General features: G+C 49.8%; 14 protein-coding genes. 9 read left to right on the top strand and 5 right to left on the bottom strand.

Annotation, left to right across the window (positions count from 1 at the left end):
• Window positions 1-353 precede the first annotated feature (353 nt).
• Window positions 354-848, bottom strand: a complete 495-nt coding sequence (lrp, locus tag D6M16_RS07915) for a leucine-responsive transcriptional regulator Lrp (RefSeq protein WP_027252761.1) — start codon at window positions 846-848, stop codon at window positions 354-356.
• Between the two features lie 156 nt (window positions 849-1,004).
• Between lrp and ald the strand changes: the two genes are divergently transcribed.
• The 4 genes from ald to cydC all read left to right on the top strand — a co-directional run bounded on the left by ald (window position 1,005) and on the right by cydC (window position 6,833).
• Entirely contained in the window at window positions 1,005-2,126 is a 1,122-nt protein-coding gene (gene ald, locus D6M16_RS07920; protein ID WP_120511326.1) for an alanine dehydrogenase, read from the top strand.
• Between the two features lie 164 nt (window positions 2,127-2,290).
• On the top strand, window positions 2,291-3,250 hold the full coding sequence (gene trxB, locus D6M16_RS07925; protein WP_120511327.1) for a thioredoxin-disulfide reductase: 960 nt from the start codon (window positions 2,291-2,293) through the stop codon (window positions 3,248-3,250).
• A gap of 96 nt (window positions 3,251-3,346) precedes the next feature.
• Complete coding sequence (cydD, locus tag D6M16_RS07930; RefSeq protein WP_120511328.1) at window positions 3,347-5,119, top strand: heme ABC transporter permease/ATP-binding protein CydD; 1,773 nt, start codon at window positions 3,347-3,349, stop codon at window positions 5,117-5,119.
• Complete coding sequence (gene cydC, locus D6M16_RS07935) at window positions 5,112-6,833, top strand: heme ABC transporter ATP-binding protein/permease CydC (RefSeq protein WP_120511329.1); 1,722 nt, start codon at window positions 5,112-5,114, stop codon at window positions 6,831-6,833. The genes cydD and cydC overlap by 8 nt, the downstream gene beginning before the upstream one ends.
• Window positions 6,834-6,900: 67 nt before the next feature.
• Here cydC and D6M16_RS07940 read toward each other — a convergent pair whose 3' ends face one another.
• Entirely contained in the window at window positions 6,901-7,365 is a 465-nt protein-coding gene (locus D6M16_RS07940; RefSeq protein ID WP_120511330.1) for an outer membrane lipoprotein, read from the bottom strand.
• A 30-nt stretch (window positions 7,366-7,395) separates the two neighbouring features.
• On the opposite strand from D6M16_RS07940, the gene aat reads away from it, so the two are divergent.
• From aat to infA, 3 genes are all read left to right on the top strand, one after another.
• A complete protein-coding gene (aat, locus tag D6M16_RS07945; protein WP_120511331.1) occupies window positions 7,396-8,097 on the top strand; it encodes a leucyl/phenylalanyl-tRNA--protein transferase in 702 nt (233 codons plus the stop codon).
• A 9-nt stretch (window positions 8,098-8,106) separates the two neighbouring features.
• Window positions 8,107-8,796, top strand: coding sequence for an arginyltransferase (locus D6M16_RS07950; RefSeq protein WP_120511332.1), 690 nt, complete (start codon window positions 8,107-8,109; stop codon window positions 8,794-8,796).
• A gap of 174 nt (window positions 8,797-8,970) precedes the next feature.
• A complete protein-coding gene (gene infA / locus D6M16_RS07955; protein WP_027252769.1) occupies window positions 8,971-9,189 on the top strand; it encodes a translation initiation factor IF-1 in 219 nt (72 codons plus the stop codon).
• Window positions 9,190-9,322: 133 nt separating this feature from the next.
• On the opposite strand, the gene clpA is transcribed toward infA, so the two are convergent.
• Entirely contained in the window at window positions 9,323-11,587 is a 2,265-nt protein-coding gene (clpA, locus tag D6M16_RS07960; protein ID WP_120511333.1) for an ATP-dependent Clp protease ATP-binding subunit ClpA, read from the bottom strand.
• 46 nt (window positions 11,588-11,633) lie between these two features.
• On the bottom strand, window positions 11,634-11,954 hold the full coding sequence (clpS, locus tag D6M16_RS07965; protein WP_046218647.1) for an ATP-dependent Clp protease adapter ClpS: 321 nt from the start codon (window positions 11,952-11,954) through the stop codon (window positions 11,634-11,636).
• Between the two features lie 226 nt (window positions 11,955-12,180).
• On the opposite strand from clpS, the gene cspD reads away from it, so the two are divergent.
• Window positions 12,181-12,405 (top strand): cold shock domain-containing protein CspD, encoded by a 225-nt coding sequence (gene cspD / locus D6M16_RS07970; RefSeq protein ID WP_027252772.1) that lies wholly within the window; start codon window positions 12,181-12,183, stop codon window positions 12,403-12,405.
• Between the two features lie 382 nt (window positions 12,406-12,787).
• Here the strand turns inward: cspD and icd are convergent, their stop codons facing one another.
• Complete coding sequence (gene icd / locus D6M16_RS07975) at window positions 12,788-14,038, bottom strand: NADP-dependent isocitrate dehydrogenase (protein ID WP_120511334.1); 1,251 nt, start codon at window positions 14,036-14,038, stop codon at window positions 12,788-12,790.
• Window positions 14,039-14,181: 143 nt separating this feature from the next.
• Here icd and D6M16_RS07980 point away from each other — a divergent pair, with 143 nt between their 5' ends.
• On the top strand, window positions 14,182-14,838 hold the full coding sequence (locus D6M16_RS07980) for a pseudouridine synthase (protein WP_120511335.1): 657 nt from the start codon (window positions 14,182-14,184) through the stop codon (window positions 14,836-14,838).
• Window positions 14,839-15,014: the final 176 nt, after the last annotated feature.

Here is a 15,014-nt window from a genome sequence, read left to right on the forward strand (position 1 = left end):
ACCACCTTAGGAGGCTTGGGTATTGTGGCCTATTTTATACCACTTAGCGGGTAATGTTACCTGCCTGAGAAAATGTGGGAGCAAAGTAGGAAAACTATGTGAATCACACAAAGAGCAGGGCCGTTAACACTTTCACGCACTCTGTGCGCGCTCCCGCAGCACTCTTGGCTCCATCCAACAAGCTGTAATTGTAGTTGGTTGATAACACAAATAATTCATCCCAATGTCAAATAGATGATGGGATGCTGACTTTTTCAGCAATTGAGACAAAAAACGATATGAATGCCACAAAAACGAAACAAGCGGCACAAGGCCGCTTGGTATTGACTGAAATCAGACTGGCTTCGCGCCAATTAACGCGTTTTGATAACCAGGTTATTGGTCTGTTTCACTTCTTCCATTACCACATAGGTACGGGTGTCGTTTACACCAGGTAAGCGCAGCAGGGTTTCACCCAGCAGCTTACGGTATGCAGACATATCCGATACACGTGTTTTTAACAGATAGTCGAAATCGCCCGACACCAGATGGCACTCTTGAATATCTTCCAGCTCCTGAACCGAACGGTTAAATTGCTCAAAGACATCGGGTGCACCACGATTAAGGGTAATTTCAACGAAAACGAGCAGAGATGCATCCAGATACTGCGGGTTCAGCAGCGCAGTATAGCCGCTGATATACCCCTGGCGCTCCAGGCGACGTACACGCTCCAGACAAGGGGTTGGAGACAATCCAACACGTTTAGACAACTCAACGTTTGAAATTCGTCCGTCCTTCTGAAGTTCGTTCAGAATGTTGCGGTCGATGCGATCCAACTCCTTGGAGGGTTTCTTTTTGGTATCTACCATTTTTTATTCCACCTATTTACTTCCTTGCAAAAAAATATACTACATCTACTAGTTATTTAGTATCAAATACTCTTTTAGTCAAACTATACTGCCATTAGCTCTGTCATTTCAACCTTGTCCATAGCTAACCCTGCTACATAGATCAAGGAGCACAGCATGATCATCGGTGTGCCTAAAGAAATCAAAGACCACGAATACCGAGTTGGCCTTGTTACCAGTAGTGTCAGAGAACTGGTTTCGCTGGGTCATCAGGTACTGATTGAAACCCAGGCCGGAGCAGGTATAGGGTTGTCCGATGCAGATTATCAATCTGCCGGAGCAACGATTCTTTCGACTGCTTCAGAAGTTTTTACCAGATCAGAGCTAATTATTAAAGTAAAAGAACCCCAGACCGTCGAAAGAGCCATGCTTCGCGAAGGGCAAATTCTGTTCACTTATCTGCATCTGGCCCCTGATTATGAGCAAACAAAGGAGCTGATTCAGAGCAAATCTATTTGTATTGCTTATGAAACGGTAAAAGACAACAAAGGCCGCCTTCCGTTACTGGCGCCCATGTCTGAAGTGGCCGGCAGGATGTCCGTTCAGGCCGCTGCGCAAACCCTGGAAAATTCCCGCGGCGGCAGAGGTTTACTGCTCAGTGGCGTACCCGGCGTAGAACCGGCTAAAGTCCTCATTTTAGGCGGTGGCGTTGTGGGCTCCAATGCCGCCCGTCTGGCGGTGGGGATGCGGGCCGATGTCACTGTGTTGGATCGCAATCTGGATACGTTAAGAGCACTGGATTGTGAATTTCAGGGCAAAGTGAAACTGCTTTATTCCACGGACGATCTGATTGACCGTCTGGTGCCGGATACTGATGTTATTATCGGCGCGGTGCTCATTCCCGGCGCGGCGGCCCCTAAACTCATCACAGCCGATCACGTCAAAGCTATGAAGCACGGTTCATGCCTTGTGGATGTGGCGATTGATCAGGGCGGCTGTTTTGAGACTTCTCATCCGACCACACATACAAATCCAACCTTCATTGTGGACAATGTCGTGCACTACTGTGTGGCCAACATGCCCGGTGCAGTGGCACGAACCTCAGCTTTTGCACTGAACAATGCCACCCTGCCTTATATTATTAACCTGGCTGGGAACGGCTATAAACAGGCATTACTGGGCGATCCCGGATTTCTCGCCGGGTTAAATGTGATCCACGGCAAAGTGACTTATCGCGAAGTGGCTGAGGCCTTTAACCTTCACTATACCGACCCGACTGTCGCCCTCAGCATGCACTGACATGTGCCCGTGCTGTTTCGCTGACCTGAGCGCTGAAAACATAGTTTCCGGCGCTTTTTCTTTGAGTTTACGGCACAGCTATGGTCTGCTCTTTCCTTACGCCTGCATTTTCCCTACAATCGATGCCTTATTGATAAGTGACGCTGACTAAGTCTGGAGAAACAATGAGTAACGCAAAACACAGTAAACTACTCATCCTAGGTTCTGGCCCCGCCGGTTATACGGCAGCTGTCTACGCGGCCCGTGCCAATCTCAATCCAGTCATGATTACTGGCATGCAGCAAGGCGGCCAGCTTACCACGACGACAGAAGTTGAAAACTGGCCTGGCGACGCGGAAGGACTGACAGGTCCGGCACTGATGGATCGCATGAAAGAGCATGCTGAAAAATTCAATACCGAGATCATTTTCGATCACATCAACGAAACCGATTTCAGCCAGCGCCCTTTCCTTCTGAAAGGCGATAACGGTGAATACACCTGCGATGCATTGATCATCGCCACCGGCGCGTCCGCTAAATATATTGGTCTGGAATCTGAACAGGCTTTCCAGGGCCGCGGTGTCTCGGCCTGTGCCACCTGTGACGGCTTTTTCTACCGTAATCAGAAAGTTGCTGTAGTCGGCGGCGGTAATACCGCAGTAGAAGAAGCATTATATCTGGCAAATATTGCCTCTGAAGTACATCTGATACACAGACGTGATACCTTTCGCGCCGAGAAAATTCTTATCGATCGTCTGATGGACAAAGTCAATAACGGCAATATCGTCCTGCACACAGATCGCACTCTGGAAGAAGTTCTGGGTGATGACATGGGCGTGACAGGTGTACGCCTGAAAGAAACCCAGTCTGATAACACGGAAGATCTGGACGTGATGGGTGTGTTCATTGCGATTGGCCACCAGCCGAACACCGGCATTTTTACCGGTCAGCTGGCAATGGAAAATGGCTACATCAAAGTCCAGTCCGGACTGGAAGGCAATGCGACGCAAACCAGCGTTCCTGGTGTCTTTGCTGCCGGTGATGTCATGGATCACATCTACCGTCAGGCTATTACCTCTGCCGGGACAGGCTGCATGGCCGCACTGGATGCGGAACGCTACCTTGACGCGTTAAACAGCAAGTAAAACTGAAACTACGGCCACGGCGATCGACCGTGGCTTTTTTGCCTTCCCCCTTTGGGAAACCAGAATTTGACCAACCATACAGCGCTACTTTAAAAAATGGATAAACAATTACAGCGCGAATTGACCAAATGGTTAAAATCGCAAAGCAAGCTTGCCAAACCCTGGCTCATGCTGAGTGTCGGCATGGGATTCCTGTCGGGTCTACTCCTGGTTGCCCAGGCCGGACTGCTCGCCTACATATTGCAGCAACTGATCATTGAACAGACTGACAAATACCAGCTGATCACACATTTTGCAGGTCTGATCGCTGTGGTTGCACTTCGTGCCGCCTGCAGCTGGGGCCGTGAAGTGGCTGGATACCGGTGCGGTGAGCATATCCGCCTGCATATCCGCCAGTTGATTATTCAGCGACTGCATCAGCTTGGCCCGGCGTTTATCAAAGGCCGGCCTGCCGGTTCCTGGGCCAGCCTGATTCTGGAACAGGTCGAAGAAATGCAGGATTTCTTTGCCCGCTATATCCCCCAGATGGCGCTGTCTGTCCTTATTCCGGTCGTCATCCTGGTGGCGGTATTCCCGTTTAACTGGGCTGCCGGTCTGATTTTCCTGATCACAGCGCCGTTAGTGCCCTTGTTCATGGCACTGGTCGGTATGGGAGCGGCCGATGCAAGCCGGCGCAACTTTACCGCCATGCAGCGTCTGTCCGGCCACTTTTATGACCGCCTGCAGGGCCTGGCAACACTGCGACTGTTCAATCGTGCAGACGCCGAAGCAGAAAATCTGCATGATGCCGCCGATACACTGCGCAAACGCACCATGGAAGTGCTGCGCATGGCCTTCCTGTCATCAGCCGTTCTGGAATTTTTCACGGCCATTTCCATTGCGCTGGTCGCAGTCTATTTTGGTTTTTCTTTCATTGGCGAGCTGGATTTCGGCCATTATGGCCTGCCGATCACTTTGTTCACTGGTTTCTTTATTCTGTTATTAGCCCCTGAGTTCTATCAGCCGCTGAGAGATCTGGGCACCTTTTACCACGCCAAAGCGCAAGCCATTGGCGCGGCAGAATCCATAGTCGCTTTCCTCAATACCCAAGCCGACGACATGAGTCAGGGTGAACAGCCGCTGCCCTCTCCCGAGACCATCCGCATCAGTCTGACCGACGTTAAAGTGCTGAGCCCGCAAGGACAGGTTCTGGCAGGGCCGCTGAGTTTTGATATTGATGCCAAACAACAAGTGGCTTTGGTTGGCCCCAGTGGGGCAGGTAAAACCAGCCTGCTGAATGCCCTGCTGGGTTTTCTGCCCTATGAAGGCAGCATCAAAGTAAATGGTGCTGAACTGCGCGATATCGACCCGGCTCAATGGCGCCAGGCTATCAGCTGGGTTGGTCAAAACCCGCTGCTTATCCACGGCAGCATTCGCGATAACATTATGCTGGGTAATCCAAACGCCACTGACGAGCATGTCCGGCAAGTAGCGGACAATGCCTTCGCCAATGAGTTTATTCAACATCTGGAACGGGGCTTGGATCATCCGGTCGGTGATCGTTCAGCTGGTTTGTCCGTGGGTCAGGCACAGCGACTGGCCGTCGCCCGCGCCCTGCTTCAGAACGGTAGTTTCTGGCTGCTGGATGAACCCACTGCCAGCCTGGATGCTAACAGCGAACAGCTGGTGCAACAGAGCCTTAATCAGGCAACACAAGGCCAGACGACTCTGATGATCAGCCACCGTCTCGACCAGCTGAGCAATATGGATAAGGTGCTGGTTCTGGAAAACGGCCACATTGTTCAACAGGGCCATTTCAGCCAGATCAGCCGCGAAGGCTTATTAGCAGACATGTTGTCACACACAGATAAGAGGGATCTCGATGCGTGATTTAATCCCTTACATTAAACTTTACCGTCGTCATTGGTTTGGCCTGACTCTGGGTATGTTGCTGGGCCTGGCGACCCTTTTGGCTGCCATGAGCCTGCTGACACTGTCTGGCTGGTTCCTGGCCGCTTCCGCTGTTGCGGGTATGACGATTGCCCGCGAAACCTTCAACTATATGTTACCTGCATCGGGTGTGCGCGGTTTTTCCATCGCCCGTACTGCTGGCCGGTGGGGTGAACGTGTTGTCAGCCACAATGCAACCTTTAAGCTGCTGGCTGATCTGCGCATTTTCTTTTTTCGTAAGCTCATTCCGCTGATTCCCGGTCGTCAGACCAATCTGCGTGATGCCGATTTGCTCAACCGCCTGGTTGCCGATGTGGATGCAATGGACCATGTCTACCTGCGGCTGATCAGCCCCTTACTGATTGGGGTGATCGGTATACTGGCGATAAGCGGCTTTCTGGCCTGGTTTGACCCGGCGCTTGGCCTGGTTCTCGGATGTCTGCTGTTTACCCTGCTACTTTCTCTGCCGGTTATTTTTTATAAACTGGGCAAGAAGCACGGTGAAACGCTGACGATGGCAAAAGCCGGATTCAGAATACGCCTGCTCGACTGGTTACAGGGCCAGGCTGAGCTCTTACTGTTTAACGCAGAGCCAGCGTACAGGGAGCGGACACTGAGTGAACAAAGTCAGCTGCTGCTGGCACAACGTCGCATGGCCAGCCTGACAGGGATGGCAAATGCAATGTTAATGCTGGCAACCGGATGGTCTTTGGTACTTATGCTATGGTTAGCGGCTGACGGTGTGGGAGGCAGCACGCCCGATCCTATGATTGCGCTGGCGGCTTTTGCCACTATGGCCAGCTTTGAGCTGATGATGCCGGTTGCCGGGGCTTTCCAGTATCTGGGACAAACGCTATCCTCGGCCAGACGCCTGAATGAAATTATTCATGCCACACCCGACACACAATTTGATCCTCAGGGCCATCAAGCCAGTGTCAGGGGCGAGATTAAGATTCAAGACGTCAGCTTTAGCTACTTCGGCAGCGAACAACCCGTGCTCAACCATGTCACTCTTGAGCTCAAAGCCGGTGAAAAACTGGCGCTGCTTGGACGCACAGGCTGCGGTAAATCAACCCTGCTGCAATTGCTGACCCGTAACTGGGACCCGCAGCAGGGCCAGATAACACTGGATGGCACACCGCTTTGTCAATGGCAGGAAGCAGCACTGCGTGATGCTGTCAGTGTGGTCAGCCAGCGTGTTGATATCTTTAACGGCACAGTTCGGGATAACCTGCAATTAGCAAAACCGGATGCAACCGACAACGAGCTGACAACCGTACTGACCAAAGTCGGACTGGCGAAACTGCTGGATGGTAATGGCCTGAATACCTGGCTGGGTGATGGCGGACGGCAAATTTCCGGGGGCGAACGCCGCCGTATGGGAATCGCCCGAGCGCTTTTGCATGATGCCCCTATTTTACTGCTTGATGAACCAACCGAAGGGCTGGACCGCCGGACTGAACAACAGATTCTGTCTTTGCTGTTCGAGCACATGCCGAATAAAACAGTCGTCTTCATCACCCACCGTCTGGTGGGGCTGGAGCAAATGGATCAGATATGCCTGATGGATCAGGGCGACATCATAGAACGTGGTGATCACGCATCCCTGATGGCTCTGAACGGGCGCTACACTGAACTCTGGCGCAGGGTTTAACACTAGTAGCAGAAAGGCGCTGGAGCGATTCCAGCGCCTTTTTCTCGTTCCAACTCACCGGTTCAGGCTATGGATAAGTGCGGTCAACTCTGACCCCTTCATCAAAATAGAGAATCCGGACATTATCGCCTGACTGAAACAGCATAGTCGGATCAATATCCTGAATCACATCCACCAACTTGCCTTCATCCGTTTTTATCAGCAATTCCACCAGCTTGTACTGCCGGATTGACTGGCCAATATGCTGATTTTTATAGGCAATCCCAGCCCCCGCCAAAGCGCCAACAGTGGTCGCCACCTCACGGCCATGCCCGCCTCCGAACTGGTTACCTATCAAGCCGCCCACCACTGCACCCAATAAAGTCTGCCAGCCGTTATGTTCGGAGTTGACCACTTGCTGCTGGGTAATATAACGTACCGTTTCCAGTTGGCCGAAAACAACCTGATTGACTGGACGCGCCTGATTTCGATTATAAGGCGCGGCTTGCGATACGCATGTAAACAACAAAACGAACCATAACCACTTTCTCATACTGATATTCTCCACCTACATTGTATTTATATGGCTATATATTTGCCTGAGCTCGACTCAGTCGACTTACAGTTTCCCCATCCGAGCACGGCGCTTGATGATCCCAATGGCCTGCTGGCATTTGGTGGTGATCTCAGTGCCCAGCGGCTTATTCATGCTTACCGGCAAGGCATCTTCCCCTGGTACGCTGAGGGTGAGCCCCTGTTATGGTGGAGCCCGTCTCCCAGAGCGATTATCCTGCCAGAGATGTTTCAGCCAAGTAAGAGTCTGAAAAAGTTTTACCGCAGATCAGGCTATCAGGTCACTCTCAACCATGCCTGTCATCAGGTCATTGAGAAATGCGCTTACAGTCGCGGTGTTGATGCCACCTGGATCACTTCCGCCATGATTAAAGCGTACCAGCACTTACATAACCAGGGCCATTGCCATTCCGTTGAAGTCTGGCATGACGGCCAGCTTGTTGGCGGCTTATATGGCATTAGTGTAGGTACTGTCTTTTGCGGCGAATCCATGTTTTCTCTCGCCGACAATGCCTCCAAGATCGCACTCTGGCATTTCTGCCGGCATTTCAGCGCTCATAACGGCAGCCTTATCGACTGCCAGATTATGAACTCACACCTCGCCTCTCTGGGCGCCCGGGATGTATCTCGTGACGCATTTTTGCAAACCTTGGATCAACAGAGATGCGCCATACTTAAATCAGGTTGTTATTCGCCCCAGGTCATTGCGTAGTAGGTTATCATGAGTCTTCCCACAATACGTTTAGGCTTTACTCCGGAAATCAGCTGCAGTTATTTGCCTGAGCAAAAAGAGCAACTTGGCGTAGTTGTTGACCATCGCTGGCTAACGGCTTCTGGCTATGGCGCTCTGCTCGGCTGCGGATATCGTCGCAGCGGTCAGGCCATTTATAAACCTATGTGCGACCAGTGCCATGCCTGTACTCCCCTTCGCGTTGACTGTACCAACTTCACTCCCAGCAAAAGCCAGAAAAGACAGTTAAAACAGCTTAATGGCTTTCGGGCAGAATTCAAAAGCCAGCTTGATGATGGCTGGTTCCCTCTCTACGAGCAATATATCCGGGAAAGACACGCGCACGGGGCCATGTACCCGGCAAGCAGAAAGCAGTTTTTTGAGTTTTGCCAGGCAAACTGGGTAGAAACCCGTTTTTTGCACCTCTATCAGGATGAGCAATTGCTGGCCGTCGCCGTCACCGATTTTTTTGACCAGGCACTGAGCGCTGTCTATACCTTCTTCGAGCCGAACTACCCGTTATCGCTCGGAACCCTCTGCGTGCTCACGCAAATCCAGTACTGCCGGGATACCGGACGCCGCTGGCTCTACCCTGGTTACCAGATTGATGACTGTCCTGCGATGAACTATAAAACCCGCTTCAAGCCTTACCAACAGCTGATTCAGGGCAAATGGCAATAAGATTATTATTTATTCCCCCTTCCTCAGCCTCATTAAAAGGAACGAAGTTTGCAACAAAAGCTGACAAAGAGCAGCAGCGAGGGTAAAATTGCGGGCCTGAACTTTACACTTAAACAGTTTCAAGGCATTATCCGGCCCAATAAGATGCAAGGCACGGTAGCCTAAGAGGATTCAATGGCAAAAGAAGACGTAATCGAAATGCAAGGTACTGTACTGGATACACTACCTAATACTATGTTCCGCGTTGAGCTGGAAAACGGTCACGTAGTGACTGCACACATCTCTGGCAAAATGCGCAAAAACTACATCCGTATCCTGACCGGCGACAAGGTGACAGTTGAGCTGACTCCTTACGATCTGTCTAAAGGCCGCATCGTCTTCCGTTCGCGCTAATTTGCGCCGGGCTGGTGATATCAGACTGGCCCTGCTGCGAAGTACACATTACTATCGCCTTAATCACTAAGGCATAAAAAACGGGACTCTCAGGTCCCGTTTTTATTGGCAGTGACCGCTGGATAATCAAGCTTTAGTGCGCAGGTTCCATTTCACTGCTAAAGCGGAAATCCAGTGTGCCATCATCCTTCAAAGTAACACGCACCGAGCCACCATTGACCAGCGAGCCAAACAATAACTCGTTCGCCATCGGTTTTTTCAGGTTTTCCTGAATCACCCTGGCCATTGGACGGGCTCCCATAGACTTGTCGTAGCCTTTATCTGCCAGCCACTCGCGGGCTTCGTTTGACACTTCCATGGAGACACCACGCGCATCCAGCTGGGCCTGCAACTCAACAATGAATTTATCAACAACTTGATTGATAACATCTTTTTCCAGGTGATTAAACCAAATAATGTTATCCAGACGGTTACGGAATTCAGGCGCAAAGACCCGCTTGATTTCCGACATCGCATCATGGCTGTGATCCTGTTGCACCAGACCAATGGATTTACGTACAGTCTCCTGAACACCGGCATTGGTCGTCATCACCAAAATTACGTTGCGAAAATCCGCTTTACGTCCGTTGTTATCCGTCAGGGTCCCGTTGTCCATCACTTGCAGCAGCAGGTTAAAGACATCCGGATGCGCCTTCTCTATTTCGTCCAGCAGCACAACCGAGTGCGGGTGCTTGATCACGGCATCAGTCAGCAATCCACCCTGATCAAAACCAACATAACCCGGAGGTGCACCAATCAAACGGCTGACAGTATGGCGTTCCATATACTCAGACATATCAAACCTCAGCAGTTCAATGCCCAGCATTTTCGCCAGTTGCACCGTCACCTCGGTTTTACCTACCCCTGTCGGGCCGGCAAACAGAAATGAACCTACGGGCTTATTGTCTGCCCCTAATCCGGCACGGCTAAGTTTGATGACTTCGGTCAGCGCTTCGATTGCCTTGTCCTGACCAAAGACCAGCATTTTGAGCTTATTGTCCAGGTTCAGCAGAACTTCTTTATCGCTGGAAGAAACCGATTTTTCAGGAATCCGGGCAATACGCGCAATCATGGCTTCAATGTCGCTGACATTGATGGTTTTCTTACGCTTACTGACAGGTGCCAGACGGCAACGCGCACCGGCTTCATCAATGACATCAATCGCTTTATCCGGTAAATGACGTTCATTGATATATTTAGCAGAAAGCTCAACCGCTGCCCGAATGGCTTTATTGGTGTACCTGACTTCATGGTGGGCTTCGTATTTCGTTTTCAGCCCCATGAGGATTTTCGTGGTATCGTCCAATGAAGGTTCAACAATATCAATTTTCTGGAATCGGCGAGCCAGCGCTCTCTCTTTCTCAAAGATATTGCTGTATTCCTGATAGGTGGTTGACCCCATACAACGGATTTTACCGCTGCTCAGCAAAGGCTTGATCAGATTAGCCGCATCAACCTGACCACCAGAAGCCGCACCCGCGCCTATAATGGTGTGAATTTCATCGATAAACAGTACGGCTTTTTCTTCTTTCTCAAGCTGCTTCAAAATCGCTTTGAAGCGTTTCTCAAAGTCGCCACGATACTTGGTGCCGGCTAACAAGGAGCCGATATCCAGCGAGTAGATAACACAATCTTTGATAATGTCGGGGACCTGACCTTCAACGATACGCCAGGCAAGGCCTTCCGCGATAGCCGTTTTACCCACCCCGGCTTCACCGACCAGCAATGGGTTATTTTTACGACGACGGCACAACACCTGAACGGTACGTTCAAGCTCATACTCACGGCCAATTAACGGGTCGATCGCACCGGCCCGGGCCAATTGATTAAGATTGGTAGCAAAATTTTCCAGGCGATCTTCACCACCTTCTGCACGAGGATCATCGGGACTGACCTCTGACTGGTTCAAATCATCACTGTCACTGTCTTTTACTGTGCCATGAGAAATGAAATTCACCACATCAAGACGGCTGATATCACTTTTCTTAAGCAGATAAGCCGCGTGCGATTCCTGCTCACTGAAGATAGCCACCAGCACATTCGCACCGGTCACTTCGCTGCGACCCGACGACTGTACATGGAAAACCGCGCGTTGTAATACGCGCTGAAAACTCAGCGTTGGCTGGGTTTCCCTGCTTTCGTCATCGGCAGGGATTAATGGCGTGGTTTGTTCAATGAAGGCATCCAGTTCTTTTCGAAGGGTGTCCAGATTAGCACGGCACGCTAACAGGGCTTCCTGGGCAGCAGGATTCTCCAGTAGCGCCAACAGCAGATGCTCAACCGTCATAAACTCATGGCGTTTTTCCCTTGCCCGCGCGAAGGCACCATTGAGACTGGTTTCAAGTTCTTTATTTAGCATAAGGCACCTCCCCTAAATACCACTTGATTTGGCGTGCCGGAAAAAGTCAGGCTTTTTCCATGGTACACAGTAGCGGATGTTCATGCTCTCTTGCATACATCATGACTTGAGCCACTTTGGTTTCAGCGACTTCGGCAGTAAAAATACCGCACACTGCCTTCCCCTCATAATGCACAGCCAGCATCAACTGTGTTGCTCTCTCCAAGTCCATGGAGAAGAACTTCTGTAACACTTCTATCACAAAATCCATCGGTGTGTAATCATCATTATTTAAAATCACTTTATACATCGATGGCGGCTTAACCTGAGTGTCCTCCTTATCAAGTATGTCTGACTCAGGGTTAATCCTTTCGCTTAACTTACTCATAATCTCATCTTAGTCATTTGTTCAATCGGTTGCTAGATTGCGACGGACAAAAAAGATTTCATCCAAATGTTACAAGTCTTGCTTGACTGTCTAAGTCTTTTTACTAAAGTGTACCTTGTAGTAGATACTAACTGCATCAAAATAGCATTTATATTCAAGTCATGTTAAAACAGTACTGATAAATAAATGCTAAATGGAAATTGAATGCAAAGAGGGATGTAAAAGCATGGCAACAGGTACAGTTAAATGGTTCAACAACGCAAAAGGCTTCGGTTTCATTTGTCCTGAAAACGGTGAAGGCGATATCTTTGCACACTATTCAACTATCCAGATGGAAGGATATCGAACGCTGAAAGCAGGTCAACAAGTTAACTACACCGTTCAAACTGGCCCGAAAGGCTATCACGCCAGTGAAATCGTCCCCATCGATGTTGAAAGCGCCAGTAAATAAATGTAACTGACACATTTACATCACTTTATTCAGGTGGGCGACTGCTCACCTTTAGTTTTGCCTCTGCCACCCTACTGACAACTTACTCTTCAATCATTTCATCTCTGGTTGTACCTATTCATCACCACTTCATTGACAATTAAATGAATAAACAGTGAATAAAACACAGGAAAACAAGTAATTAACAAATCAGTTAACAACTGGCCATTCAGGCCACGTTTTCTTATCGTTTTGAACAAGCGCTTGTGAACTAATTATGACCGATCTAGTAGAAACAACACAATGCCAGGGACATGCTTTTCACAGGCCATGAGATAAATAATCGAGTAAAAACAAAAAGGCCCAGCCGAAGCCGAGCCTTTCTCAAAGCAATTAAACTGACTTACATTTGTTCAATCATATCGTCGGCGAACTCTGAACACTTACGCAGTGTTGCACCGTCCATCAGACGTTCAAAGTCGTAAGTCACAGTCTTGTTGCGGATTGCCGCTTCCATAGACTTGATGATCAGGTCTGCAGCTTCAGTCCAGCCCAGGTGACGCAGCATCATTTCAGCAGACAGAATCAGAGAACCCGGGTTCACTTTATCCTGACCAGCATACTTAGGTGCAGTACCGTGAGTGGCTTCAAACAGCGCAACACCATCACCGATGTTTGCACCCGGTGCGATACCGATACCACCAACCTGTGCAGCCAGTGCATCCGAAATGTAGTCACCGTTCAGGTTCATCGTCGCAATCACATCATACTCAGCCGGACGCAGCAGGATCTGTTGCAGGAATGCGTCAGCAATGCTGTCTTTGATGATGATTTCTTTACCTGTGTTAGGGTTTTTCAGCGTCATCCATGGGCCGCCATCCAGCAGCTCAGCACCGAATTCTTTCGCTACTTCGTAACCCCAGTCTTTAAAGGCACCTTCAGTAAACTTCATGATGTTGCCTTTATGAACCAGCGTCAGTGAATCACGGTCATTGTCGATGGTGTACTGGACTGCTGCACGTACCAGGCGCTTAGTACCTTCTTCAGATACAGGCTTGATACCGATGCCGCAATCTTTAGAGAAGCGGATCTTAGTCGCGCCCATCTCATCTTGCAGGAACTTGATAACTTTATCTGCTTCAGCTGTACCCGCTTTGAACTCGATACCCGCATAGATATCTTCAGAGTTTTCACGGTAGATAACCATGTCAGTCAGTTCAGGTTGTTTCAGCGGGCTTGGTACGCCGTCAAAATAACGAACCGGGCGAGCACAGATATACAGATCCAGCTCTTGACGCAGTGCAACGTTCAGAGAACGAATGCCGCCGCCAACAGGTGTAGTCAGTGGACCTTTAATTGCAACTTTGTATTCACGAATAAAATCAAGCGTTTCTTGTGGAAGCCAAGCATCTTCACCGTAAATCTGAGTCGATTTTTCACCGGTGTAGATCTCCATCCAGGAAATTTTACGGTCGCCGCCGTAAGCTTTCTGAACTGCCGCATCAACCACTTTGATCATTGCAGGGCTTACATCAACGCCAATACCATCACCTTCGATAAAAGGAATGATCGGGTTGTTAGGAACGACCAGCTTACCATTGGCATCAAGGGCAATTTTCTGACCTTCTGCTGGTACAACTACTTTACTATCCATTAAATTCTCCTAGCGTCCGTTTGTTATCTTTTTGTAAGATGCGGGGGAATCATACTTGAAAATTCACCAGCACGCCATGGGTGGTTTTTTACGTTATAATGGTGCGCTCACAAAATACTTATCCCCCTTTACTTTGTATCGCCATGAAAACTCAACGTACCCGACGCACCACCCGGAACGACGATCGTAACCCGTCCCGTCAGCCTGGCACCAAGCCGCGAAAATCACGCACTGCCTCTCAGGCTGGCCGCCAACGTGGTCCGCAGAAAATTATTCTTTTTAACAAGCCATTCAATGTGTTGACGCAATTTAGCGGAGAGCCGGGAGACAAAACGCTGGCCGACTACATCCCGGTAAAAGATGTCTATGCGGCAGGGCGTTTGGATAAGGACAGCGAAGGCCTGCTGGTGCTGACCAATGACGGTATCCTGCAAGCACGTCTGACTCAGCCAAGCTCCAAACAACCTAAAACCTACTGGGTACAGGTAGAAGGCACGCCGGGTGAAGAGCAGCTCAAAGCATTGCGCACAGGCGTAACGTTAAAAGACGGTATGACGTTGCCGGCAGATGTCACTGTCATTGACACACCTGAGGTTTGGGACAGGCATCCGCCGATACGTGAACGTAAAAATATCCCTACCACCTGGCTTAGCATTACTTTAAGAGAAGGGCGTAACCGGCAGGTACGTCGCATGACAGCCCATGTAGGGCACCCTACTCTCAGATTGATCCGCTACCAGATGGCAGACTGGACAGTCGATGGTCTGGCTCCCGGTGAATGGCGGGAAGTCACTCGCTGACGATGACTGGCTGGCAGGGGAGATTCACCGGCGCGTTAATTTTGTTAAAACACTACACATTAGCGGAGAGTTACACTATCATTGCCGGCAAATAGCAAACGTTTGCGTTAGTGGTGATTAACGAGTAATCGTGCAAGCTGACAGCTAAAATTGCCGATGAAAGATGAATAAAGTGT

This window comes from Photobacterium salinisoli, from assembly GCF_003614885.1.
In the GTDB taxonomy this organism is placed as follows: Bacteria; Pseudomonadota; Gammaproteobacteria; order Enterobacterales; family Vibrionaceae; genus Photobacterium; species Photobacterium salinisoli.

Bases quoted from the DNA above. Each gene is read 5' to 3' on its own strand.
- lrp (WP_027252761.1), bottom strand. From the start codon at position 848: ATGGTAGATACCAAAAAGAAACCCTCCAAGGAGTTGGATCGCATCGAC.
- ald (WP_120511326.1), top strand. From the start codon at position 1,005: ATGATCATCGGTGTGCCTAAAGAAATCAAAGACCACGAATACCGAGTT.
- trxB (WP_120511327.1), top strand. From the start codon at position 2,291: ATGAGTAACGCAAAACACAGTAAACTACTCATCCTAGGTTCTGGCCCC.
- cydD (WP_120511328.1), top strand. From the start codon at position 3,347: ATGGATAAACAATTACAGCGCGAATTGACCAAATGGTTAAAATCGCAA.
- cydC (WP_120511329.1), top strand. From the start codon at position 5,112: ATGCGTGATTTAATCCCTTACATTAAACTTTACCGTCGTCATTGGTTT.
- D6M16_RS07940 (WP_120511330.1), bottom strand. From the start codon at position 7,365: ATGAGAAAGTGGTTATGGTTCGTTTTGTTGTTTACATGCGTATCGCAA.
- aat (WP_120511331.1), top strand. From the start codon at position 7,396: ATGGCTATATATTTGCCTGAGCTCGACTCAGTCGACTTACAGTTTCCC.
- D6M16_RS07950 (WP_120511332.1), top strand. From the start codon at position 8,107: ATGAGTCTTCCCACAATACGTTTAGGCTTTACTCCGGAAATCAGCTGC.
- infA (WP_027252769.1), top strand. From the start codon at position 8,971: ATGGCAAAAGAAGACGTAATCGAAATGCAAGGTACTGTACTGGATACA.
- clpA (WP_120511333.1), bottom strand. From the start codon at position 11,587: ATGCTAAATAAAGAACTTGAAACCAGTCTCAATGGTGCCTTCGCGCGG.
- clpS (WP_046218647.1), bottom strand. From the start codon at position 11,954: ATGAGTAAGTTAAGCGAAAGGATTAACCCTGAGTCAGACATACTTGAT.
- cspD (WP_027252772.1), top strand. From the start codon at position 12,181: ATGGCAACAGGTACAGTTAAATGGTTCAACAACGCAAAAGGCTTCGGT.
- icd (WP_120511334.1), bottom strand. From the start codon at position 14,038: ATGGATAGTAAAGTAGTTGTACCAGCAGAAGGTCAGAAAATTGCCCTT.
- D6M16_RS07980 (WP_120511335.1), top strand. From the start codon at position 14,182: ATGAAAACTCAACGTACCCGACGCACCACCCGGAACGACGATCGTAAC.